This window comes from Nocardioides albertanoniae, from assembly GCF_006716315.1.
Lineage (GTDB): Bacteria > Actinomycetota > Actinomycetes > Propionibacteriales > Nocardioidaceae > Nocardioides > Nocardioides albertanoniae.
On record NZ_VFOV01000001.1, the window covers coordinates 1637878 to 1660211 of the forward strand.

At 69.8% G+C, this 22334-nt stretch carries 23 protein-coding genes; 12 read left to right on the forward strand and 11 right to left on the reverse strand.

Annotated features, from left to right (window positions below; genetic code table 11):
- Window positions 1–78: 78 nt before the first annotated feature.
- From FB381_RS07795 to holA, 3 genes are read left to right on the forward strand one after another with little or no spacing between them, the layout of a single operon-like run.
- Window positions 79–1029: a helix-hairpin-helix domain-containing protein gene (locus FB381_RS07795; RefSeq protein ID WP_141779760.1), complete on the forward strand. Its 951-nt coding sequence runs from the start codon at window positions 79–81 to the stop codon at window positions 1027–1029.
- Window positions 1026–3314, forward strand: coding sequence for a ComEC/Rec2 family competence protein (locus FB381_RS07800; protein WP_141779761.1), 2289 nt, complete (start codon window positions 1026–1028; stop codon window positions 3312–3314). The genes FB381_RS07795 and FB381_RS07800 overlap by 4 nt, the downstream gene beginning before the upstream one ends.
- Window positions 3315–3343: 29 nt before the next feature.
- On the forward strand, window positions 3344–4327 hold the full coding sequence (gene holA / locus FB381_RS07805; protein ID WP_141779762.1) for a DNA polymerase III subunit delta: 984 nt from the start codon (window positions 3344–3346) through the stop codon (window positions 4325–4327).
- Window positions 4328–4512: 185 nt separating this feature from the next.
- Here holA and rpsT read toward each other — a convergent pair whose 3' ends face one another.
- Complete coding sequence (rpsT, locus tag FB381_RS07810; protein WP_141779763.1) at window positions 4513–4773, reverse strand: 30S ribosomal protein S20; 261 nt, start codon at window positions 4771–4773, stop codon at window positions 4513–4515.
- A 310-nt stretch (window positions 4774–5083) separates the two neighbouring features.
- On the opposite strand from rpsT, the gene FB381_RS07815 reads away from it, so the two are divergent.
- The gene (locus FB381_RS07815) at window positions 5084–6943 is read left to right on the forward strand and encodes an AMP-dependent synthetase/ligase (RefSeq protein WP_141779764.1); all 1860 of its coding nucleotides are present in this window, start codon (window positions 5084–5086) and stop codon (window positions 6941–6943) included.
- A gap of 9 nt (window positions 6944–6952) precedes the next feature.
- Here the strand turns inward: FB381_RS07815 and FB381_RS07820 are convergent, their stop codons facing one another.
- The 6 genes from FB381_RS07820 to FB381_RS07845 all read right to left on the reverse strand — a co-directional run bounded on the left by FB381_RS07820 (window position 6953) and on the right by FB381_RS07845 (window position 12546).
- Window positions 6953–7885 carry a protein kinase family protein gene (locus FB381_RS07820; protein ID WP_141779765.1) on the reverse strand — a complete coding sequence of 311 codons (933 nt, stop codon included), beginning with the start codon at window positions 7883–7885 and terminating at the stop codon, window positions 6953–6955.
- 59 nt (window positions 7886–7944) lie between these two features.
- The gene (locus tag FB381_RS07825; RefSeq protein ID WP_141779766.1) at window positions 7945–8967 is read right to left on the reverse strand and encodes a WD40 repeat domain-containing protein; all 1023 of its coding nucleotides are present in this window, start codon (window positions 8965–8967) and stop codon (window positions 7945–7947) included.
- A gap of 25 nt (window positions 8968–8992) precedes the next feature.
- Complete coding sequence (locus tag FB381_RS07830) at window positions 8993–9505, reverse strand: DUF4919 domain-containing protein (RefSeq protein ID WP_141779767.1); 513 nt, start codon at window positions 9503–9505, stop codon at window positions 8993–8995.
- Complete coding sequence (locus tag FB381_RS07835) at window positions 9502–10620, reverse strand: hypothetical protein (RefSeq protein WP_141779768.1); 1119 nt, start codon at window positions 10618–10620, stop codon at window positions 9502–9504. The genes FB381_RS07830 and FB381_RS07835 overlap by 4 nt, the downstream gene beginning before the upstream one ends.
- Window positions 10620–10922, reverse strand: coding sequence for a hypothetical protein (locus tag FB381_RS07840; RefSeq protein ID WP_141779769.1), 303 nt, complete (start codon window positions 10920–10922; stop codon window positions 10620–10622). The genes FB381_RS07835 and FB381_RS07840 overlap by 1 nt, the downstream gene beginning before the upstream one ends.
- Before the next feature lie 64 nt (window positions 10923–10986).
- Entirely contained in the window at window positions 10987–12546 is a 1560-nt protein-coding gene (locus FB381_RS07845; protein WP_141779770.1) for an alkaline phosphatase D family protein, read from the reverse strand.
- A gap of 188 nt (window positions 12547–12734) precedes the next feature.
- Here FB381_RS07845 and FB381_RS07850 point away from each other — a divergent pair, with 188 nt between their 5' ends.
- Window positions 12735–13178, forward strand: a complete 444-nt coding sequence (locus FB381_RS07850) for a hypothetical protein (protein WP_141779771.1) — start codon at window positions 12735–12737, stop codon at window positions 13176–13178.
- Here FB381_RS07850 and FB381_RS07855 read toward each other — a convergent pair.
- Window positions 13151–14395, reverse strand: a complete 1245-nt coding sequence (locus FB381_RS07855) for an RNA polymerase sigma factor (protein ID WP_141779772.1) — start codon at window positions 14393–14395, stop codon at window positions 13151–13153. The two genes, FB381_RS07850 and FB381_RS07855, sit on opposite strands and share 28 nt — an antisense overlap.
- 23 nt (window positions 14396–14418) lie before the next feature.
- Between FB381_RS07855 and FB381_RS07860 the strand changes: the two genes are divergently transcribed.
- The 4 genes from FB381_RS07860 to FB381_RS07875 are packed head-to-tail and all read left to right on the forward strand — an operon-like array spanning window position 14419 to window position 18147.
- Window positions 14419–14787, forward strand: coding sequence for a YciI family protein (locus FB381_RS07860; RefSeq protein WP_141779773.1), 369 nt, complete (start codon window positions 14419–14421; stop codon window positions 14785–14787).
- A gap of 33 nt (window positions 14788–14820) precedes the next feature.
- Window positions 14821–15750 carry a glycoside hydrolase family 25 domain-containing protein gene (locus tag FB381_RS07865; protein ID WP_141779774.1) on the forward strand — a complete coding sequence of 310 codons (930 nt, stop codon included), beginning with the start codon at window positions 14821–14823 and terminating at the stop codon, window positions 15748–15750.
- A 22-nt stretch (window positions 15751–15772) separates the two neighbouring features.
- On the forward strand, window positions 15773–17647 hold the full coding sequence (gene lepA / locus FB381_RS07870; protein WP_141782658.1) for a translation elongation factor 4: 1875 nt from the start codon (window positions 15773–15775) through the stop codon (window positions 17645–17647).
- Complete coding sequence (locus FB381_RS07875; RefSeq protein WP_141779775.1) at window positions 17644–18147, forward strand: GNAT family N-acetyltransferase; 504 nt, start codon at window positions 17644–17646, stop codon at window positions 18145–18147. Before lepA ends, FB381_RS07875 begins: the two co-directional genes overlap by 4 nt.
- Before the next feature lie 7 nt (window positions 18148–18154).
- Here the strand turns inward: FB381_RS07875 and FB381_RS07880 are convergent, their stop codons facing one another.
- Window positions 18155–18742, reverse strand: a complete 588-nt coding sequence (locus tag FB381_RS07880) for a hypothetical protein (protein ID WP_141779776.1) — start codon at window positions 18740–18742, stop codon at window positions 18155–18157.
- A 43-nt stretch (window positions 18743–18785) separates the two neighbouring features.
- Entirely contained in the window at window positions 18786–19745 is a 960-nt protein-coding gene (locus FB381_RS07885; protein WP_141779777.1) for a phosphotransferase, read from the reverse strand.
- Between the two features lie 120 nt (window positions 19746–19865).
- On the opposite strand from FB381_RS07885, the gene FB381_RS07890 reads away from it, so the two are divergent.
- On the forward strand, window positions 19866–20342 hold the full coding sequence (locus FB381_RS07890; RefSeq protein WP_141779778.1) for a pyridoxamine 5'-phosphate oxidase family protein: 477 nt from the start codon (window positions 19866–19868) through the stop codon (window positions 20340–20342).
- Between the two features lie 33 nt (window positions 20343–20375).
- Window positions 20376–20822: an NUDIX domain-containing protein gene (locus FB381_RS07895; protein WP_141779779.1), complete on the forward strand. Its 447-nt coding sequence runs from the start codon at window positions 20376–20378 to the stop codon at window positions 20820–20822.
- A 1-nt stretch (window position 20823) separates the two neighbouring features.
- On the opposite strand, the gene FB381_RS07900 is transcribed toward FB381_RS07895, so the two are convergent.
- Complete coding sequence (locus tag FB381_RS07900) at window positions 20824–21351, reverse strand: cupin domain-containing protein (RefSeq protein WP_246088013.1); 528 nt, start codon at window positions 21349–21351, stop codon at window positions 20824–20826.
- A gap of 54 nt (window positions 21352–21405) precedes the next feature.
- On the opposite strand from FB381_RS07900, the gene FB381_RS07905 reads away from it, so the two are divergent.
- Window positions 21406–22245, forward strand: coding sequence for an aminoglycoside phosphotransferase family protein (locus FB381_RS07905; protein ID WP_141779780.1), 840 nt, complete (start codon window positions 21406–21408; stop codon window positions 22243–22245).
- The last annotated feature ends 89 nt before the right edge of the window (window positions 22246–22334 follow it).

A 22334-nucleotide genomic window follows, 5' to 3' on the forward strand; every position in this document is an offset into this window, starting at 1 on the left:
GGATGGTTGAGGATCGGGTTCTCCACAGGCGCCGAAATCGCGCTCGGAACTGTCGGAGCATGCGCATAACTTCGGCGCATGCGCACCCGACCGACTTCCGAACACGCTGATGCCGTCGCCCGACGCCTCGAGCAGCTGCGGGCCGAGCTCGAACCGCCGGACGACGAGGTCGACGATGGTGAAGACGACGGGGAAGACTGGCAGCCGTCGTGGTGGGACGGGGCGGCCCCGGCGGCTCCGGTGGCGACGGAGGCCGACGCCGACACGGACACCGCTGAGCTGGACCCGCTCGTGCCTGTGCCTGGGCGGCATGCGTCGCGACGCGAGGTCACGATCTCGCCCGACGCCGTGCTGCCGGAGCCGCTGCGTGGCCGAGTGAGTCTCGGGCCGTGGCACCTCGTGATCGTCTCGTTGGTGCTGGTCGCAGGGCTGGCGCTGGCCTGCTGGTGGATGATCCGGTCCGACCCGGAGGTGGTGCCGGCAGCGCGCGCGGCACCGTCGGCGTCACCGATGGTCGCGTTGCCGACAGGGTCTGCCGCGCCGGGAAGCGTGGCCGCGACACCAACTGCCGGGGCTTCGGCCGGCACGGTGACGGTCGACGTGGAGGGCAAGGTGCCCAAACCGGGCATCGTCGTGCTGCCGGTCGGCTCGCGGGTGGTCGACGCCGTCGAGGCCGCCGGCGGCTCCTCCCACAAGCATCTCGCCGGTCTCAATCTTGCTGCTCTGCTCACCGACGGACAGCAGATCGTGGTCGGGGCACCGAGCGGAGCCGGGCCCGGTGGCGGAGCGGCGCCGGGCGCGGCCGCGTCGGCTGCCGGGGCACCGGCCCCGGGTGGAGCCCGAGTGAGCCTCAACGCCGCCTCGATGCAGGAGCTGGAGACGCTGCCCGGAGTGGGGCCGGTGACGGCGCAGGCGATCATCGACTGGCGCACCAGCAACGGGTCCTTCACCTCCGTCGACGAGCTGCTCGAGGTCGACGGCATCGGTCCGAAGACCATGGCGAGCCTCGAGCCTCTGGTCACGTTGTGAAGGATCTTCGACTGCCGCTGCTCGGGGCGGCTGCCTGGGTCGGGGCGCTGACGGCGCCGGTGATCGTCGCCGGCGGGTGGCGGGGCACGACACTGCTGGTGGCATCCACCGTCGTGCTCGGCGTGGGCGGGGGATGGGCGCTTCGCCGACGTCACGCGACGGCGCTGGCGCTGGTCGCGATGGTCATCGGGGCTGGTCTCGTCGCGGGGCTGCACGCGGCCCGGGTGGCTGACAACCCGGTGGCCGACCTCGCCGAGATGAAGGCCCAGGTGCGGGTGGTCGCCACCGTCACCACCGACCCGAAGGAGGTGGTCGGCGAGCATGCTACCTATCAGCTCCGGCGGGCCAGCGTGCGCGAGATCAGGGGCCGCGGGGCGGTCTACCGGCTGCGCACTCCGGTGGTCGTGCTCGGGCATGAGCCCTGGGAGGAGATCCCGCTCGGGGCGACGGTCTCGACAACGGGACGGCTGGCGCCGAGCGACTCCCACGAGGAGTCCGCGCTGCTGATCGCGGGCGAGCCACGCGTGGTCGCCGGGCCGGGCATCTGGTGGCGGGCCTCAGACACGCTGCGCAGCGCCATCCGGCAGGCGGTGGCGCATCGGCCCGCTGACCAGGCCGCCCTGGTTCCGGCCCTGGTCGACGGCGACGACACGGGACTCTCCGACGACCTCGCCGACGACTTCCGCACCACCGGGCTCACCCACCTCTTGGCGGTCTCGGGCACCAATCTGACCCTGGTCGTGGGATTCCTGCTCATCCTCGCCCGCTGGGTCGGGGTGCGGGGGAGAGGACTGTATGCGATCGGGGTGCTCGGCATCCTCGGCTTCATCGTGCTCGCGCGCACCGAGCCGAGCGTGGTGCGCGCCGCCGCGATGGGCGCGGTCGGGCTGCTGGCGATGACCCACAACGGGCGCCAACGGGCGCTGCGCGGCCTCGGCGCCGCGGTGGTCGGGCTCCTGCTGATCGACCCGGGGCTGGCGACCTCGGTCGGGTTCACGCTCTCGGTGCTCGCCACCGCGGGCATCCTGCTCTTCGGTCCGCCGTGGCGGGACGCGCTACGCCGCTGGATGCCGCGATGGTGTGCGGAGGCGATCGCCGTCCCGGCGGCCGCCCAGCTCGCGTGCACGCCGGTGATCGCCGCCATCTCCGGGCAGGTCAGCCTGGTCGCCGTGCTCGCCAACCTGCTCGTCGAGCCGGCCGTCGCGCCGGCAACGGTGCTCGGCCTGCTCGGGGGCATGCTCGGGCTGGTGTGGGATCCGCTCGGGATGGTCGCCGGCACGGCCGCCACCTGGTGCGTCGCCTGGATCATCCTCATCGCCCGCTCCGGTGCTGCGCTGCCCACCGCGCAGGTCGGCTGGGCGACGGGTCCGGTCGCCCTGGCGATCCTGGTCCTGGTCTGCGCGGCGATCGCCTTCCTGGCCCCGCGCCTTCTGCGGCATCCGGTCACGGGGGCGGCCGGATGCCTGGTGCTGCTCGCGGTCGCGCTGGTGCGGCTGCCGACCCCAGGATGGCCGCCGCCGGGCTGGGTGCTGGTGATGTGCGACGTCGGTCAAGGAGACGCGCTGGCGGTGCGTACGGGGCCGGGAAGCGCACTGGTCGTCGACGCCGGGCCCGATCCTGCCCTCGTCGACGACTGCCTGGATCGGTTGAAGGTCGAGCGGGTCCCGCTCGTGGTGATCACCCACTTCCATGCGGACCACGTCAACGGCGTGGAGGGCGTTTTCACCGGGCGACGTGTCGACCAGCTCTGGACCACGCGCCTCCAGGATCCCGCCGAGGGCGTGCGGATCCTCGGCGAGAGCGCCGCGGCCGCGGGTGTGGTGCCCGTTCCTGCTCCCTACGGGGTGACGACGACCGTCGGCGAGGTCCGGATCCAGGTGCTCTGGCCGACGGCGACCTCCGACACCCGTGGCCCCGGGGACGGCTCGACGGCCAACGACGCCAGTGTCGTGCTGCTCGTCGAGTCGCACGGTCTGCGGCTGCTGCTGACTGGTGACATCGAGCCGGAGGGGCAGGACCAGCTCGCCGGCGACATCGCCGATCTGGACATCGACGTGCTCAAGGTGCCCCACCACGGCTCGCGCTATCAGGACCTCGACTGGCTGCGTACGCTGCGAGCGCAGGTGGCGCTCACCTCGGTCGGAGCCGACAACGACTACGGCCACCCGGCCTCGGCCACCGTCCACGGCCTCGAGGACGACGGCGCGAAGGTCTACCGCACCGATCGCGACGGATCGATCGCGGTCGTCGAGTCGGGAGGTGAGGCCGCCGTGGTGACGCAGTGAGTGTCGGTGCCGTGTGGGAAGGTTTGGGCATGGCTCGCACCGCCTCTGCCCCCAGCCCTGCCGGCGCCCTGTCGTCCTCCGATGTCCTGGGTCGGGTGATCCTGGTGACGGGCAAGGAGGAGTTCCTCGGGGAGCGCACGGTCGCGGCCGCGAAAGCGGCGGTCAAGGAGTTCGACCCGGAGGCCGAGGTCTCCGAGGCGAGCGCGGCCGACCTGACGCTGGCCACGCTCGGCGAGCTGAGCGCGCCCTCGCTCTTCTCCAGCATCCGATGCGTCGTCGTGCGCAACCTGGAGAACCTGCCCGACGAGTCGGTCGCCGGCCTCGTCGACTACTCCGGGATGCCGTCGGAGGAGGTCGCGCTGGTGCTCGTTCACAGCGGCGGCCAGAAGGGTAGCGGCACGCTCGCCAAGCTCCGCAAGCTCCCCAAGGTGAGCGAGCACAAGTCGGTCGAGCTGAAGGCCCGCGAGTTCGGCAGCTTCGTCAAGGCCGAGATCCGGATGCACGGTGCGAGCATCGACGAAGAGGGCGCCGACTTCCTGATCCAGGCCGTCGGGCAAGACCTCCGAGCTCTCTCGGCCGCGGCGAGCCAGCTCGCCGGCGACAACGATGCGAAACGGCTCGGCCTCGAGCACGTGAAGCAATACTTCGGCGGCCGCGCCGAGGTGAAGAACTACGTGATCGCCGACGCGATCATCTCCGGCGACCGGGTCAAGGCGCTCGAGGAGATCCGCTGGGCGCTCGATACCGGCTCCTCGCCGGTCTACGTCCTCTCCGCCGTCGCCGGCCAGATGCGCACCGTGGCCAACCACGTCGCCGGCATCCGCGACAGCGGCACCCCGCCCTGGAAGCAGAAGACCGTCGCCGCCCTCGCCCGCGGCTGGTCCCGCGAGGCCATCGGCGAGGCCCTGCGCTCGGTCGCCCGAGCCGACGCCGACCTCAAGGGCGCCGCCAGCGACCCTGCGTACACGCTCGAGCGCCTCGTCCTCACCATCGCCGCCCTCCGCCAGCGCTGACCCATCCCACCCGGCCCAAGCCGAGAGGTCACCCCTGCAGGTCGAAGCGTCACGTCCGCAGGTCGAGACGTCTTCCAGTGCCATCTCGACCTGCAAACCTGACTTCTCGACCTGCAGGGGTGACTTCTCGGCGGGAAATGAGAAAGCCCCCGCCACGAGGGGCGGGGGCTTCGGTGCGGCTCACCTCAGAGGGAGGAGGCCTTCTTGGCGATCGCCGACTTGCGGTTGGCGGCCTGGTTCTTGTGGATGACGCCCTTGGAGACAGCCTTGTCAAGCTTGCGGGTGGCAACCTGGGCAGTCTCGACCGCGGTGTCCTTCTCGCCGGCCTCGACAGCGGAGTTGAACTTGCGGATGACGGTCTTGAGCTCGCTCTTGACCGACTTGTTGCGCTCGTGCGCCTTCTCGTTCTGCTTGTTGCGCTTGACCTGCGACTTGATGTTCGCCATGGGTGAATAATCTCCAGATGCTTCGACGTGTGGTGGTGCGAGCTCTCAATCCGGCCCCTCGGGGAAAGTGAGAGGGGAGAGGCCTACGCGAACACGCTTGCGGTCAAGATTACAGACTCGCGTCGTTCGGCCTCAAATCGCCGTACGTCGAGTAGCTACTCCGGGGTAGGCTTTGGTGATCTCGGTCACGAGATTTCCGGTGGAACCCCCTGTTGCGGCGTAGCTCGAGCGTCTAAGGTCCCCCGCGCGGTCCCTCTCGTGCTCACCGCCCACCGTTCACCCCACGCACATACTGCAGGCCAGGAGAATCATGCCGACCCAGTCCGCGATCGATCTCGCATTCCTCGACGAGATGCCGGCGAACTTCGCCCTTCACTTCCTCAACCGGGTCAAGGCGACCCCGGACGCCGAGGCGTTCCGCTATCCCGTGGTCGGCTCGACGACCGAGGCAGGCGGGGAGGAGTGGAAGTCGCTGACCTGGAAGGAGGCCAGCGACCAGGCGAGCCGCCTCGCCGCCGGTCTGGTCTCGCTCGGCCTCGAGCCGGAGCAGCGGGTCGGCATCGCCTCGACCACGCGCTACGAGTGGATCATCGCCGACCTCGCGGTGATGCTCGCCGGCGGCGCCACCACGACGGTCTACCCGACGACCAACGTCGAGGACACCGCCTACATCCTCGGTGACGCCGAGTGCCGCTTCGTCTTCGCCGAGGACGACGACCAGCTCGCCAAGATCTCCGAGAAGGCCGCCGACCTGCCCGAGATCGTCAAGGTCATCACTTTCGACGGTGCGACCGACGGCGACCGGGTGATCGGCCTCGACGACCTGGCGACGATCGGCGAGAAGCACTTGGCCGACAACCCCGGCCTCATCGACGACATCGCCGCGAAGATCACCCCGGACCACCTGGCCACGCTGGTCTACACCTCGGGCACCACCGGCAAGCCGAAGGGCGTACGCCTGCTCCACCGCGCCTGGGTCTACGAGGGAGAGGCCGTCCGGGTCCGGGGCGACGTGCTCGGCCCCGACGACCTGCAGTTCCTGTGGCTGCCGATGTCGCACGTCTTCGGCAAGGTGCTGCTCTCGATCCAGATCGCCTGCGGCTTCCCGACCGCTATCGACGGCCGGATGGACAAGATCGTCGACAACCTGGCGATCGTGAAGCCGACCTTCATGGGTGCCGCCCCGCGCATCTTCGAGAAGGTCCACGCCAAGATCACGATGATGGTCGAGAACGACGGTGGTGTGAAGAAGAAGCTCTTCGACGCCGCCTTCGCCAACGCCATCGCCCGCGACCGCTTGGTGCGCGAGGGCAAGTCGGTGCCGACCACGATGGCGCTCAAGCACGCCGTGCTCGACAAGCTCGTGCTCAGCAAGGTCCGTGACCGCTTCGGTGGCCGCGTACGTTTCTTCATCTCCGGCTCCGCCCCGCTCAACCGCGACATCGCCGAGTGGTTCCGGGCCGCGGGCATCCTGATCATGGAGGGCTACGGCTCCACGGAGAACGCCGCTGGCGCGGCCGTCGGCACCCTGACGGAGAACAAGCTCGGCACCGTCGGCAAGGCCTTCCCCGGCAGCGAGGTGAAGATCGGGGAGAACGACGAGCTGCTCATCCGCGGCCCCCACGTCATGCCCGGCTACCACAACCTGCCCGAGGAGACGGCGAAGGCGCTCGACTCCGAGGGCTGGTACCACACCGGTGACAAGGCCTCGATCGACGACGAGGGCTACATCACGATCACCGGTCGGATCAAGGAGCTCTTCAAGACCTCGGGCGGCAAGTACGTCGCGCCGCCGGCGATCGAGTCGAAGTTCGCCGCGCTGTGCCCCTACACCAGCCAGTTCTTGGTCTTCGGCGCCAACCGCAACTTCGTCAGCGCCCTGATCGCCCTCGACCCCGAGGCGATCACCGCCTGGGGCGCCTCCCACGGGCTGGAGGGGAAGAGCTACGAGGAGATCGTCACCTCGCCGCAGGTGCGTGAGCTGATCGGCGGCTACGTCGACGAGCTCAACGCCGGCCTCAACCGCTGGGAGACCGTCAAGAAGTGGGAGATCCTCGAGCACGACCTGACCGTCGAGCGCGGTGAGCTGACCCCGTCGTTGAAGGTCAAGCGCAACGTCGTCGAGGCCAAGGAGCAGGAGCGCATCGACGCCTTCTACGCCGGCTCCTGAGGCCTGTCCTCACTCCCAGCCCCGACGCTCGCTGAGCCAGTCCAGGCACACCTCGCCCTGCCACCGCTGCATCCTGCGGAGGTGGGGCGAGGTCGTCTTCAGGGGCTGCTCGGCGGCGGCCAGGAAGTAGCCGGCGAAGAGCGCGAGGACCGAGTCGATCGCCTCGGGTGCGGCCTGCGAGAGCAGCGGGTGAGCGCTCAGGAGCGACTCGACGTCGAGGCCGTCACCGCGTGGCCCGACCAACAGCATGAGGGAGTCGATCCACTCGGCGCCGACCACGGGCCAGGTCCACTCGACCAGCAGCACGCTGCCGTCGGGCCGGATGCGGATCGTGTCGTCGCGTACGTCGAGGTGAAGCAGCGTCTCGCCGGCGGTGTGCTCGGCGAAACCGGCCGCGATCTCGGCCGCGCGCTCGGCGTCGGGGTAGCCGACGGTGCGCTCCCACAGCTCGGGGTACGCGGCGTACTCCTCGGCGAAGGTCGGCCAGCCGATGCCAGGGGCCGGGGTGAGCTGGCCGGCAGCGTCTATGAGTGCCCCGGAGACGGTCTCGAGATCCTCGGGTGTCCACGGCCGCGCAGGCAGGCGCGCCTCGACATGCTCGAAGGCCATCACCACCCATTCGCCGTCGTCGAACCACTCCAGCTTCGGAGCCGGGATCCAGCCGGCGAGCTTCTTGAGCTTCGCCGCCTCCTCGCGGAACACGGTCGCCGAGGCACGCTGCGCCTTGGCCGAGGCGGCCTTCACGAAGTGCGTCGAGCCGTCGCGGCAGGTCAGCACCGACGCGAAGCCCGGGGTGTAGCCGGCGGCCTGCGACTCCGCGTCGACCACCGGACCGCCGCCGAGCCGCTTCTCGATCGCGGCTCGCAGGAACGGGGGCAGGTGGGCCCACTCGAGGCGCCGGGCGGTCTGCCCGTGCGGAATGGTCGTCGGGATAGCGCTCACCGCTACATCTTGGCCGGGAGGTGGGCGACGCGCCACCGCTGGGGCGGGCGCGCCACGGGTCAGGACGACGTCGGCGGCAGGGGGAACCGGGTCGCCGACCGGTCCGCCGCGAGGTCCCACGTGACGATGCCTTCGTCGTCGGTGGCCGCATAGAGCCGGGAACCATCGGGGCTGAACGCGGTCATCGCCGGCCCCTCGACGCTCTGGCCAGAAGCCACCAGGCCGGGCAGCGTACGTTGCGAGCCGTCGCCGTCCAGCTTCTTGGGTGCCCAGACCTCGGCCGTCTCGCCTGTCACGTAACCCACTGTGGCGCTCGTCTGGGCGAACGAAAATCCGTCCGCATCGGCGCCGGGGAGGGTCTCGACGACGCTGAGGTCCGTCGCGCTCCACAGGGTCGGCGCGCCATCGACTCCGGGGCCCGCGAGCCAGTGGCCGTCGGGGCTCCAGGCCGGCGTGCCCTCGGCGCCGGCCAGACGACCTGAGGACTCACCGCTCTCGGCATCGATGATCTCGACTCCGTCGCGGGTGGTCACAGCCAGTCGAGAGCCGTCATGGTTGAAGGCGAGAGATCCAGCGCTCGGGGCCTCCGTGTCAACGATCTCCTTGCCGTCCGAGTCCCAGATCATCAGTGCGTCAGCAGTCCCGGTCGCTGCCACGAGCTTTCCGTCCGGGCTGATCGCAACGTCCCGGATCCAGGCCGTATCGGTGACGTCGTCCTCGTAGGGCAGACCGGCCAGCGTGACGATGCGATCACCGCTGTCCAGGTCGACGAGCGCGATGTCACCGCAGCCGGCGCCGGTCGCGACCATCGACCAGTCTGCGGCGAGCGTCAGCGGGTCGCGATCCAGGGCGACTTCGTACGTCCTGTCCGCGGCGTCCCAACGGCACAGACCCTGCCAGCAGCCGGCGGCGACTGCGTCGCCGGTCGGGCTCACGCTCAAGGTGTCGGGGAACACGGCACCGGGTGCCGCAACACTCGGGCGGACCGTCGCGGACGAGGAGCACGCCGCATCCTCGCCACCGGCACATCCGGAGAGCATGCCGGCGAGCAGCATGGCGGACAGAGGCAGTGTGCGTTTCATCAGGACCAGGACCTTCCGCAACCGTTCAGCGACCGACGAGCTCGGTGGCGTCGAAGTGGAAGACGCCGCCGTCGGTTGATTCGTGGCGGTCGATCTTGCGCTCACCGTGCTGCAGCAGCGACTGCCGGGCCGAGGTCTTGTCCATGGTGCGGAGCATGTCGTACTCATCGTTGATCCGCAGGACCGACCAGGGCCGCTCGAAGCTGCCGTCGCCGGTCGACCGGATGGAGGTGACTGCGGCTCGCGCGAACTGCTGCTCGCGAGCGGCGTCGTCCGACTTGCCGATCGCCTCGAAGATCTGGGCGAGCAGGGAGTGGTAGGACGGGCTGAACAGCGCGCCGGGGAGCAGCCCGCGCAGCTGGCTCAGCGCCGAGTCGTAGGCACCCTCGTCAACCAGCCGGTGGGCATCATCGAGATCGAGGTCGGGGGTGAACCCGGGCGCGCTGCGTATGGCCCGGCGAAGCGGGGAAAGGGTCGTGCTCGACGGGTCATCGAGGTAGGCGGTGAGCAGGTCACCGTAGGTCTTGGTGGTGGTCATCGGGACTCCTCCAGCATCCGCTCGAACTCCTCGGGAGTGAGACCGTTCACGTAGTCGCGGCCCGCCCGCCGGGCGTCGACCTCGACGGGCTGGTCGTAGTAGTCCTCGTAGGTGTCGCCTTTGCTGGTGCTCTTGTAGTCGTCGAAGTTCTCTTCCCACTCGTTGGCCTGGTCGCGGGTGATCCCGTCGTCCTCGTGCTCGTCGAACGGGTCGTCCTGCCACCACCAGTTGAAGCTGTCGTTCTCGTCGCGGATCGCCTCGTACTGGCGGCCGTGGCGCAGCTCGTGAGCGACCGTGTCGATGATCTGGGTGGGGTCGTCCAAGACATTGGGGTTGAGATTCATCTCGGAGCCGTCGAAGGGGTTGAGCGGATTGTCGTCGTCGTCCCAGGAACCGTAGGTGATGCCCCCCTCGGGGGTGTCGTCCGCGAACTCCTCCCAGTCGATGTTGGGGGCGTCGATGCCGTTCGCCTCGGCGATCTCCTCGGTCATCTGCTCGACGACGGCCCGGCGCTCGTCGTCGCTGAGGTCGTCCCAGCGGGCCGCGATCTCGGGATCGAGGTAGCCATCCTCGGCGCTGTCCTCGTGAGGGTCGCCACTGTCTTCGATGTTCCCGGACGAGGACATCGTGCCGGTGAGGGTCGCATCAACCGACGCGGCCCTCGTGAGCAGATCTGAGACGTCGTGGGCGAGCTCCTCGGCGATGGTCTTGCGTCGGCTCGTGAAGTCGTCTGCCTCGGCCTGGGAGTCGAAGGTCTGGGTCGGCGAGACGTCGGTGACCGCGCCGTCGTCCCCGACGGTGAACTGCTGCGCGGCGGCGCGCTCCGTGATCGCGTCGGCCAGACGCTCGATCGCCTCGACCTCGGTCTCGGCGGAGTAGAGAGCCTTCTGCATCTGCTGCTTGTTCGCGATGTGGGCAGTCAGTTGCTGGACCAGCCCGTTGCGATGTGCTCTGGCTGCCTCTGCCGAGATTCCTTTCCACGAGCCCGGTACGCCCTTGCTCTCCAACGAGTCGCGGCTCTTCTCGAGCTTGCTGAGATCGGCCTTGATCCCATCGCCGGCCGTGCCCAACGGCGCTGCTTTCCAGCTCTTGACCTGGCCGAACGTGATTCCCATCAGCGTCGGCCCATGACCTTGCCGGCGTCGGCGGCGACTGCTGCGTCGGCCATCTGCGCCTCACGCAGGGCGTCTTCGATCTGGGCGGAGAGCCTCTCTGCGCTGTCAGCCGCGGACGTGGTCTGATCGGTCCAGCGGTTGCCGAGGTCGGTCAGGGCCGCAACCGACTCCGCCCCCGGTATCGCGGCACCTGCTCTGCCCAGATGCTCGGCCGAGTCGGCGCTGCGTACGTCTCGTTGAGCATCCGCGGCGACAGCGGCGGCCGCCTTCATGTCACCGGGCACCACATGAATGTCGGACATCGTCGGGTGGTCCTCCTGGCGGGCGGCAAGACGTCTGGGTGGACCTTAACGTAAAACGGCCCCCTCAGCGGCGCGCCGGATCGAGCGTCTTCGTGAACAGCGCGCCGCCCTCGATGTCGCGCAGGGTGACGGTCAGCTGCTGCGTACGTCCGTCGATCTCGACCTCGCCGAAGAACTGGAACCCGTCGGCCGGGGAGGCGTTGGCGGCCGGGGGCGCGGCGACGAACTCGGCGGCCGGGCCGAAGGTGGCGTCGAGCGTGTTCGGGCCGAAGGCACCGGCGTTGAGGGGGCCGGAGACGAACTCCCAGAACGGGTCGAAGTCCTGGTAGGCGGCCCGGTCGGGGGAGTAGGAGTGCGCCGCGGTGTAGTGGACGTCGGCGGTCAGCCAGACGTGGTTGCGGATGCCCAGGCGCTTGAGCCCGGTCAGCACGCGGGCGATGTCGATCTCGCGGCCCAGCGGGGCACCGCTGTCGCCCTGAGCGAGACCCTCCTGCAAGGTGCCGTCGGGCACGACCAGCCCGATCGGCAGGTCGGCGGCGATGACCTTCCAGGTCGCGCGTGAGGCGGCCAGCTCGCGCAGGAGCCATGCGGTCTGGCGCTCGCCGAGCACGCCGCCGTCGCCGGAGGTCTCGCCGTTGGTCGTGTTGGCGTCCTTGTGGGTGCGCATGTCGAGCACGAAGAGGTCCATCAGCGGGCCGTAGGAGAGCTTGCGGTAGATCCGGCCGTCGGGGTCGGGGGAGGCGTCGCCGACCGGGATGTATTCGTGGAAGGCCTGCTTGGCCCGCGCGGCCAGCACGTCGACGCGTCGTTCGGTGTAGGGCCCGTCGGCGGGGAGGATCTCCCCGGGATACCAGTTGTTGGTGACCTCGTGGTCATCCCACTGCGCCACGATCGGCGTCTGGGCGAGGAAGGCGCGCCAGTTGTCGGCGAGCATGTTGTAGGCGAACTGCCCGCGGAACTCGGTCAGCGTCTCGGCGACCTTGTGCTTCTCCTCGGTGACGATGTTGTTCCACACCCGCCCGTCGGGAAGCGTCACGGTCGGGGTGAGCGGGCCGTCGGCGTAGACGTTGTCGCCCGAGCTGAGGAAGAAGTCGGCCTCGCGCGCCGCCATCGCGGGCGCGATCCGGAAGCCACCGAAGTCGGGGTTGGCGCCCCAGCCCTGGCCGGCGATGTCACCGGACCACAGGAAGCGGATGTCCTGGCGGCGGTCGGGGGCGGTACGCAGCCGGCCCAGCTCCCAGGCGCTGCCGCGGCGCGGGTCGTCGGGGTCGACGGCGCGCACCCGGTAGAAGTAGTCGCGACCCGCCTCGAGGCCGCGCACCTTCAGCTCGCCGGTGAAGTCGCTGCGTCCGGTCACCACGGGCCCGTGGATCGGCCGCGCCCGCCGGAACGACTCGTCGGCCGAGATCTCCGCGACCAGGCGGGAGGTCGTGTCGGCGCGGCTCCACAGCAGCCCGCCCCGGGCACCGACGTCGCCCGACTGGACGCCATGGGTCAGGTTCGGGCGGTTGCCGCGGATGAACGCCGGGGCGCCGTGGGCGGTTGCTGCGGTCGTGGGGATGACGAGTCCGGCCCCGGCGGCGGCACCGAGGCCGAGGACGGAGCGGCGGTTGAGGGAGGTCATGGACCAAACCTGCCGACTCCGGCGGAACGATCGGTGAGTTCCGCGGGTCGTATCGGTGAACACGTGCGTGGAGGGTGGGCCGGGCGCCGGTGAAGGAAACTTTTTTCACGCAGATGTCGAGATCGCCGGGTGGTCTCCGAGAGAGGGGTGAAGGCCGGAGAAGCCAGCCGCATCTGAGGAGCGACATCATGAACGACGAGTACGCCATGCCTGCAGCGCCCGCCCCGAGCCCGGGCATCCGCGCCCTGGACCGGCTGATCGGCACCTGGAAGGTGACCGGCGGAGCCGAGGGCGAGGTGACCTACCGCTGGATGGAAGGCGGCTACTTCCTGCTCCAAGACGTTCGCCTGGAGCAGTTCGGCCAGGTCACGACCGGGATCGAGGTGATCGGCAACCTGCGCCCCTTCGGCGAGGAGGCGAGCGCCGACGTGCACTCTCGCTACTACGACAACACCGGTGCCACCTTCGACTACGTCTACGAGCTCGACGGCGACGTCCTCACGATCTGGGGCGGCGAGAAGGGCTCGCCGGTGAAGTTCGTCGGCACCTTCAACGAGACCGGGGACGTGATGGCCGGTGACTGGGACTACGCCGGCCAGGGCGGCTACGAGTCGACGATGACCCGGGTCTGACTCGCGCGCCGCACCAGGTAGTCGCGCTCGGCCTCGTTGGCGGTCAGCTCCGCAGCCGCCCGGAACTGGGCGGCTGCGGACGGGTCGCGCCGCTGGTCCAGCAGGTGCGCCCGCACCGCCAGGACCCGCTGGGCGGTCAACGGATCGCCGGCGAGGCCGTGCTCGGCGTCGACCTCATCGAGCAGCCGCAGGCCGACCACCGGGCCGAACGCGTGGGCCGCCGCTACCACGCGGCCGAGGCGGACAGGTGCGGTCGGCAGCGTACGTTCCAGGAGAAGGTAGAGGCCGAGGATCTCGCGCCAGTCGGTCTCCGCCGCGGACTCCGCGTGGGCGTGGACGGCCGCGATCGCCGCCTGGAGCAGGAAAGGACCCGGGTCGCCGGCGCCCCACACCTCGTCCAGCACGGCCAGGCCCTCCTCGAGCAGAGCTCGGTCCCACAGCGTCCGGTCCTGCTCGGCCAGCGGCACCAGGCCGAGATCCGGATCGGCGCGGGCGGGCCGGCGGGCCTCGGTGAGCAGCATCAGAGCCAGCAGCCCGGCGGCCTCGGGCTCGTCAGGAGCGATCCGGCAGAGCATCCGGGTCAGCCGGATCGACTCCTGCGTCAGGTCGACCCGGGCCAGCTCGGCGCCGGCGGTGGCGGTGTAGCCCTCGTTGAAGACGAGGTAGAGCACGTCGAGCACCGCACCGATCCGCTCCGCCCGCTCGGCCTCGCCCGGAGGCGTGAATCGGGCGCCGGCCTTGCGCAGCGTCTGCTTCGCCCGGCTGATCCGGGTGCCCATGGTGGCCTCCGGCGCGCCGTACGCATGGGCGATCTCGGCCGTCGTCAGGCCGCCCACGGCGCGCAGCGTGAGCGCCACCTGTCCGGTCCGCGACAGCGCCGGATGACAGCACAGCAGCAACAGCGTCAGACTGTCGTCGGTCTCCGCCGCCGGGCCTGTCGGCGTGACCACCTCGCCGATCCCGACCTGGAGCTCGCGACGATGGGCCGCCTGCTCGGTGCGGAGCAGATCCACCATCCGCCGGTAGCCGATCCGCGTCAGCCAGGAGCGCGGGTTCTCCGGCACCCCGTCGCGCGGCCACTGCACGCTGGCGTCCAGCAGCGCCTCCTGGACGGCGTCCTCGGCGGCCTCGAACCGCCCGAAGCGGCGGACCAGGGCGCTCAGGACGTACGGCGCCTCCGTGCGGAGGATTTCCTCGAGAACCGCTGGCCCGGTCATGTCCACAGACTACTTTCGGAGGCATGAAATACCTGTTGCTGGGATACACGCCCGCCGATGCGTGGGACGCCGCCGACACGGCCTCGGAGGAGGCGCTCGCGGCATTCGCGGAGTACCAGAAGTTCGAGGAGGAGCTTGTCGCCAACGGCGAGCTGGTCAGCACCGAAGGGCTGGGTCATCCGGCGGTCTCGGTGACGGTCCGGCCGGGCACGAGCGGGCCGGTCGCGACCGACGGTCCGTTCGCCGAGCTGAAGGAGGTCCTGGCCAGCTTCGCGGTCATCGACGTGGCCAGCCAGGAGCGCGCCATCGACATCGTGTCGCGGATCGTCGCGGTCCTCGGGGAGCCGATCGAGATCCGTCCGGTGATGGGAGACGACTTCGCGCAGGCGTGACCCGCTGGGATACGGCTGGCAGTATCTGGGGTGATGTGGCCCAGAAAGATCGCGTACGCCGGTGTCCTGCTGCTCGCGGCGGCGCCGATGCTGCTGGGGTGCGCTGCCGAGCCCGAGGCCGACGCCGAGTCCGCGTCGCCCTCAGCGCCTGCCGCGCCCGGTTCGAGCAGCTCGGCGCCGACGAGCCCATCGCCGCAGACCTCGCTCGAGGTGCCCTCGGTGCCGCCGGCCGAGGATCGCGGCATCGTCGAGGGCGGCGACATGAGCTGGCCGCAGTGTCCGAAGGGCATGGGGATCAAGGAGCGTCGCACGCTGGGCCTGCCGATGCCGCTCGACTCCGCCGAGTTCGTGATCATCGGGCTCTCCAACGGGCCCGCGTTCCGGCCCAACCCGTGCCTGGCCTCGCAGGCGGAGTGGGCGAAGGAGCGCAAGCTGATGACCTCGGCGTACGCGATCGTCTCCTTCCCCGAGAAGAAGGACATCCGCGAGCGCGGCGGCGAGGGCCCCGGTGACCCGAGCACACGGACCGGGCAGCTCACCAACGTCGGCTACCAGCAGGCGCGCTGGAACCTCGACCAGATGAAGCGGGCCGGTCTGGAGTCGCCCTCGGTCTGGATCGACGTCGAGCCGGTCAAGGTCTGGGAGTGGTCAAACAACATCGAGCAGAATCAGGCGGTCGTCAAGGGCGCGGTGCAGGGCTACCGCGACGCGGGCAAGCGGGTCGGGGTCTACTCGATCTCGGGCCTGTGGACGCCGATCGTCGGTGACCTGCAGCTGCAGCTGCCCGAATGGCGCCCGGCCGGCGAGACCTCACGCGAGGCGGCGCTCGAACGCTGCGACGGGGAGTGGATGTTCCAGGGCGGCGCCGCCGTCATCGTGCAGTGGCTCGAGGACGACCGCGATCGCAACGTGACCTGCCCGGGGGAGTCGGTGCAGCTGCCGCTTTGGTTCCATCAGCCCTGACCATGGGATGATGACGGGCATCATGACTGCTGCCCCCAAGCCCGGCTCCACCGATCCGGCCATCATCCGCAACTTCTGCATCATCGCCCACATCGACCACGGCAAGTCGACCCTGGCCGACCGGATGCTGCAGCTGACCGGTGTCGTCGACGAGCGGGCCGCGCGGGCGCAGTATCTCGACCGGATGGACATCGAGCGCGAACGCGGGATCACCATCAAGTCGCAGGCCGTGCGGATGCCGTGGACGGTCACCGAGGGCCAGGAGAACGCGGTCGAGGGCGAGACGTACGTCCTCAACATGATCGACACCCCCGGTCACGTCGACTTCACCTACGAGGTCTCGCGCTCGCTGCAGGCGTGCGAGGCGGCCATCCTGCTCGTCGACGCCGCGCAGGGCATCGAGGCCCAGACGCTGGCCAACCTCTATCTCGCGATGAGCGCCGACCTGCACATCATCCCGGTGCTCAACAAGATCGACCTGCCCTCGGCCAACCCGGAGAAGTACGCTCTCGAGCTGGCCAACCTCGTCGGCTGCGAGCCCGAGGAGGTGCTGCAGGTCAGCGCCAAGACCGGCCTCGGCGTCGAGGGCCTGCTCAACGAGATCGTCGCCCAGACCCCGGCCCCGGTCGGCGACCCCGACGCCCCGGCGCGCGCGCTGATCTTCGACTCGGTCTACGACACCTACCGCGGCGTGGTCACCTACGTGCGGGTCTTCGACGGCAAGCTGACCCACCGCGACAAGATCAAGATGATGTCGACCGGTGCGGTCCACGAGATGCTCGAGCTCGGTGTGATCAGCCCCGAGCCGGTCAAGGCCGACCACATCGGCGTCGGCGAGACCGGCTACCTGATCACCGGTGTGAAGGACGTACGCCAGTCGCGCGTGGGTGACACCGTCACCGGCAACCACCGGCCCGCCGAGGAGATGCTGGGCGGCTACGAGCACCCCAACCCGATGGTCTTCGCCGGGCTCTACCCGATCGACGGCGACCAGTATCCGGTGCTGCGCGAGGCGCTCGACAAGCTCCAGCTCAACGATGCGGCGTTGACCTACGAGCCGGAGACTTCGGGCGCGCTCGGCTTCGGCTTCCGCGTCGGCTTCCTTGGCCTGCTGCACATGGAGATCACCCGCGACCGCCTCGAGCGCGAGTTCAACCTCGACCTCATCTCGACGGCGCCCAACGTGGTCTACGACGTGGTGATGGACGACGGGTCCGAGCACATCGTCACCAACCCCTCGGAGTTCCCCGAGGGCAAGATCAGCGAGGTGCGCGAGCCGGTCGTCAAGGCCACGATCCTCTCGCCGGCCGACTACATCGGCACGATCATGGAGCTGTGCCAGAAGAAGCGCGGCACGCTCGGCGGCATGGACTACCTCTCCGAGGACCGCGTCGAGATGCGCTACACGCTGCCCATGGGTGAGATCGCCTTCGACTTCTTCGACCAGCTCAAGTCGTCGACGAAGGGCTACGCCTCGCTCAACTACGAGTTCAGCGGCGACCAGGCCGCCGACCTGGTCAAGGTCGACATCCTGCTCCAGGGCGAGGCCGTCGACGCGTTCTCCGCGATCGTGCACCGCGACGCGGCGTACGGCTATGGCGTCATGATGGCCGGCAAGCTGCGCGAGCTGATCCCCAGGCAGCAGTTCGAGGTGCCGATCCAGGCTGCCATCGGCGCCCGGGTCATCGCCCGCGAGACCATCCGCGCCATCCGCAAGGACGTGCTCGCCAAGTGCTACGGCGGTGACATCTCGCGCAAGCGCAAGCTGCTCGAGAAGCAGAAGGAGGGCAAGAAGCGGATGAAGATGGTCGGTCGCGTCGAGGTGCCCCAGGAGGCCTTCGTCGCCGCGCTCTCCACCACCCAGCCCTCCACCGACAAGTCGGCCGGCAAGAAGTGACCTACGCGCTCCGCCCCGTCTCGACCGAGGCGGAGTGGGGGATCGTCGCCTGGCTGTGGCAGGACTTCCGCCACGACCTCGCGCCCGTGGTCAACGGCTTCCCGCTCGCCGACGGCCGCTATCGGCACGAGTGGCTCGACGAATATCCCGCGTCTGACCGCTGCGGCTACCTGGCCTGGGCGCCGCACCCCGACACGGGGGAGGACGCTCCGATCGGGTTCGCGCTGGTGCGGGGCCTCGGGCTCGCCGAGCGCATCATGCAGGCGTTCTTCGTCGTGCCCGCGGCTCGTCGCGGTGGGTTCGGGCGCAAGCTCGCTCTCGATGTCATCGCCCGACACCCCGGGCCCTGGGCGGTGCCGTTCCAGCACGACAACGCAGCAGCCGTCGCGTTCTGGCCCGCGGTGGCGACCCAGGCGTGGGGTCAAGGCTGGACCGAGACCACCGTGCCGGTCGCCGACAAGCCCGACCTGCCGCCGGACCACTGGATCCGCACGTCCTGACGCCCCCTCACGACAGGACGAGCTCGACGCTCTCCAGGACGACGTCGAGGTCGTCGAGGCGCTGCTCGGTGCCTTCGGGGTTCTGCCACGACAGATGGACGCCGCCTGCCTGGACATCGACGCAGTCGGCGGGCGAGCCGTCGGAGTAGGTCCACCAGCTGAGCCGCTCGCCCTCCATGCCGCCGAAGGCGTCGGTCGGGGCGTCGTACGTCACGTCCTTGACCTCGTCGTCGCCGCCGATGTCCTCATACTGCTTCAGCTCGTCGTTGAGGTCGCCGAGTGACTCCTTCTCGCCGACCTCGACGCTGAAGAAGAGGTCGTCGGGGCTGCGCCACGAGCACCGGCCGTCGGGGGTCTGGTCGCTCGGGTCGGTGGACTCGGGCGTGAACCCGGTCGGCACGGCCAGCTTCAAGGTGGCGTGCTTGTCGTTGACCGTCGCCGGGCACTCCGCTGCCGTGAACCCGCTCGGGATGGAGGTCGACTCGGCCGAGAACGCGCTCGGCGTGCCGGTGGTCCGGGGCGCGGGCTCGGAGCCGCAGCCCGAGGTCGCAGCGATCACGAGGAGCGTGGCGGTCAGGGCAGCCCGGGTCTGCATGCCCGTCAGTCCATCACGACGGACCAAGCGCGGCAGCGTCGGGTCACAGACGCCGAGCTGCCGCGCCGAGGAACCTCGCCGACTCCGTACGCCGGAACTCCTGCAGAGTCGGCAGGTTGACGTCGACGGCGGTGACCGAGCGCACGGCCAGATGGGTGCCGATCCCGACCAGCCACGTGGTGACCGCCTCGTCGCCGATCCGCACGAGGGCCTCGGAGGAGGCCAGCGAGGCATCGAACCAGCCCTGGTCGACCCGCTCCAGCCTGGCCAGCAGCGGGTCGATCCAGTCGGGCCCGATCCCGGCGCCGCCCCAGTCGACGAAGACGATCTCACCGGTGGGCCGCTGCAGCAGGTTGTCGACCCGGATGTCGTAGTGGACCAGCGTGGTCATCGGGTGCTCAGCGAGCGTGCGGATCTTCTTCGCCCAGCCGGCCGTGTCCGCACGCACCCACGCAGGCACGGGCGCGTCGGGGATCTCGGTGAGGGTCTCCACGGAGTCGGCGAACTGCCGGAAGATCGAGTGCTGGCCGGTCAGCCCGGTGTCGTAGGTGCCGCCGCCGGTGGCGATCTCGCGCGGTGTCCGCTCGCCCAGGACGACGCTGAGGTCGTCGGTCGCCTCCAGGAGACGGCCCATCACCACGTCGTCCGACAGGTCGGGATGGCGGCCCTCGACGTCCTCGAGCACGAGAGCGACCCAGTCGCCGTCGTCGTAGGACGCCTCGAGCCGCGCCCACAGCGGGTGCTCGCCGATGAGGTCCAGCACGGCGATCTCGCGCCGAAACAGCGTCGGCGTGTGCGCGTTGAGGTCGGCGCCGACGGCCTTGACGAACGCCCTCGTGCCGTCGGCGCACACCACCCGGGTGGCACATCCGGGCGACATCCCACCGACCTGGTCGGCGTAGGAGACCACGGGCGAGCCGAGGCGAGCCTCGACCCAGCCGGTCACGGCCGTCGGGACGTCGGCGTAGGAGATGCGTACGCCGACTGCTCGGGGTGTGCTCACGACGTCATTCTTGTCGCCGCGATCGCCCGCGGCCACTGGTTATGCGTTGTGGCGTACGGACGTCGAACCAGCGCAATTTCGGTCAGGCGGGAGGTGCTCATGCGGTGGTTGACTCGCCGTATGCGCACTGAACAGGTCCGGTTCCCGGAGGAGTACGGCACGCCGAGCGAGCTGCTGGCGTGGGAGGACGTACGTCGACGGCTGGTCGAGGCGAAACAGTTCTGGTTCGCCTTCCAGCGACCGGGGCGAAGTCCGCACGTGACGCCGCTGGACGGGATCTGGTTCGACGACATGCTGGTCTACGGCGGCAGCCCGGAGACGTTGCACCGACGGCTCGCCGCCGAGCACCCGAAGGTCACGGTCAACCTGCCGGACCCGTGGAAGCTGGTGGTCATCGAGGGAGAGGTGCACGAGACGGCGTTCGCACCGGAGGTCGCCGAGGAGATCGCGGGCCTGCTGAACGCGAAGTATCCCGAGTACGGCGAGAACGTCTTCGAGGCGAAGCACTACGCAGCAGGGGCACCGGTGGTGCGCCCACGCCGGATCAGGGCCTGGACATCCTTCCCCCAGGACGCGACGGCGTACGTCTTCGACTGAGCCCGTCGGCTCGTCCGTTGTAGTCTCCCGGGGATGCATTTCACCGACTACGACACCCGGGTGGCGGCCTACGCCGTCATCGTCGATGACGGCCGGATCCTGCTGAGCTGGTTCAACGGCAACCACCGCACAGACCCGGGCTGGACGCTGCCGGGAGGTGGCGTGGACTACGGCGAGCAGCTGCCCGCCGCGGTGGTGCGCGAGGTCAAGGAGGAGACCGGCTACGACGTCGAGGTCGGCGAGCCGTTGACCACCAACGTCTTCGTGGTGCCGTTCGAGGCCGGGCGACGGCCCTACCAGTCCACGCGGGTGATCTTCGAGGCGCGGATCGTCGGTGGCGTGCTGGGCACGCTGGAGGTCGGTGGCACCACCGACTTCGCGGAGTGGCTCCCGCTGGAGGACGCGGCCGCCACCTCAGAGTCGACCGCCGACATCGTCGGCCTGGGGATCGAGGCCTGGAAGGCTCTGACCACCCGGTAGCTCAGTCGACCCAGTAGTTGTCGTGGAGCTTGTAGAACTCCGCCATGTCGTCGGGGCCCAGCTCGGTGCCCTCGGCCAGCTCGCGCAGGCCCTCGAAGTAGCCCTCCCGGGGCGCACCCGGGGTGAAGTGGAGCAGCATCGAGGCGGGTGCGTCTGCGACGTTGCGGAAGCCGTGCAGGCCGCCGGCCGGCACGTGCACGAAGTCGCCGGCGCCCGCCGGTATCCACTCCTCGCCGTTGTAGATCTTCACCGTGCCGGTCAGCACGTAGAACGACTCGGCCACCGCGCGGTGGAAGTGAGGGCCGGGGCCGGACTCGTTGGGGCCGAAGTGCCAGCGGTAGAGCCCGTAGTCGCCGGCGGTGGTGGCGCCGGTGGCCAGATAGTCGACGGTGACGCCGCTGCGGGGATATTCGAGATCGGGAGCGGCGGAGCTGGGGCGGTGGTAGGCCGAGACCTCACCGGCCTCGCCGTCGTAGCGCTCGGGCGGATAGGGGACGCCTCGGGTCCCCATCGACTCTGGAAGTGACATGGCCTCAACCTGCCCGATCCGGCCGGGGTTGGGAAGCGATTAAGGTGGCTGTCGATGACGTGGCTCGACAGGCTTGCCGACGTGGCTCGCGACCTGCTCGAGGAGTGGTCGCTGAGGCCCGACGGCGAGCCGACCCACGGCAACACCGCCCTTGTCCTGCCGGTGCGCACCGCCGACGGCGAGGCCGCGATGCTGAAGGTCGTCCGGCCCCACTGGGAGGCAGAGCACGAGGCGCTGGCGCTGCAGGCGTGGGGCGGTCGCGGCGTCGTACGCCTGTTGCGGGCCGACCCGAGACGGTTCGCGCTGCTGCTGGAGCGGCTGCACACCGAAGACCTCAGCGAGGTGTGGGACGTGCAGGCGTGCGAGATCGTCGGCGGCTTCTACCGGCAGCTGCACGTGGCGGCTCCGCCGCAGCTGCGTACGTTGTCGGCCCAGGCCGCGCGCTGGGCGAGCGAGCTGGGGGAGAGGACCCGGCGGCTTCCGGCGCCGCCGCGGATGGTCGAGCAGGCGCGCGCGATCGCCCGCGACCTCGCCGCTGACGAGGCGACCGACGGACGGCTGGTCCACACCGATCTGCACTTCGGCAACGTGCTGCGCGGTGATCGCGAGGAGTGGCTGGTGATCGACCCGAAGCCGCTCTCCGGCGACCCGCACTACGAGCTCGCGCCGATGCTGTGGAACCGGTTCGACGAATATGCGGGGCGGCTGCGCGAGGGTGTGCGCGACCGTTTCTTCGCGCTGGTCGACGCCGCCGAGCTCGACGAGGATCGTGCCCGGGCGTGGGCGATACTGCGGCTGATGGTCAACGTCAAGGGCGAGGTGGCCGAGAACCAGACGCCCGACAAGGAGTGGATCACCGCGATGATCTCGGTCGCCAAGGCTGTGCAGGACTGATCTCCGGGCGGTCTCCGGGCGGTCGCCGGGCTGTCTTCGGGCGGCTCAGAAACTCGCGTGACCCACCCGGCGAGGCCGGGGGAGAATCG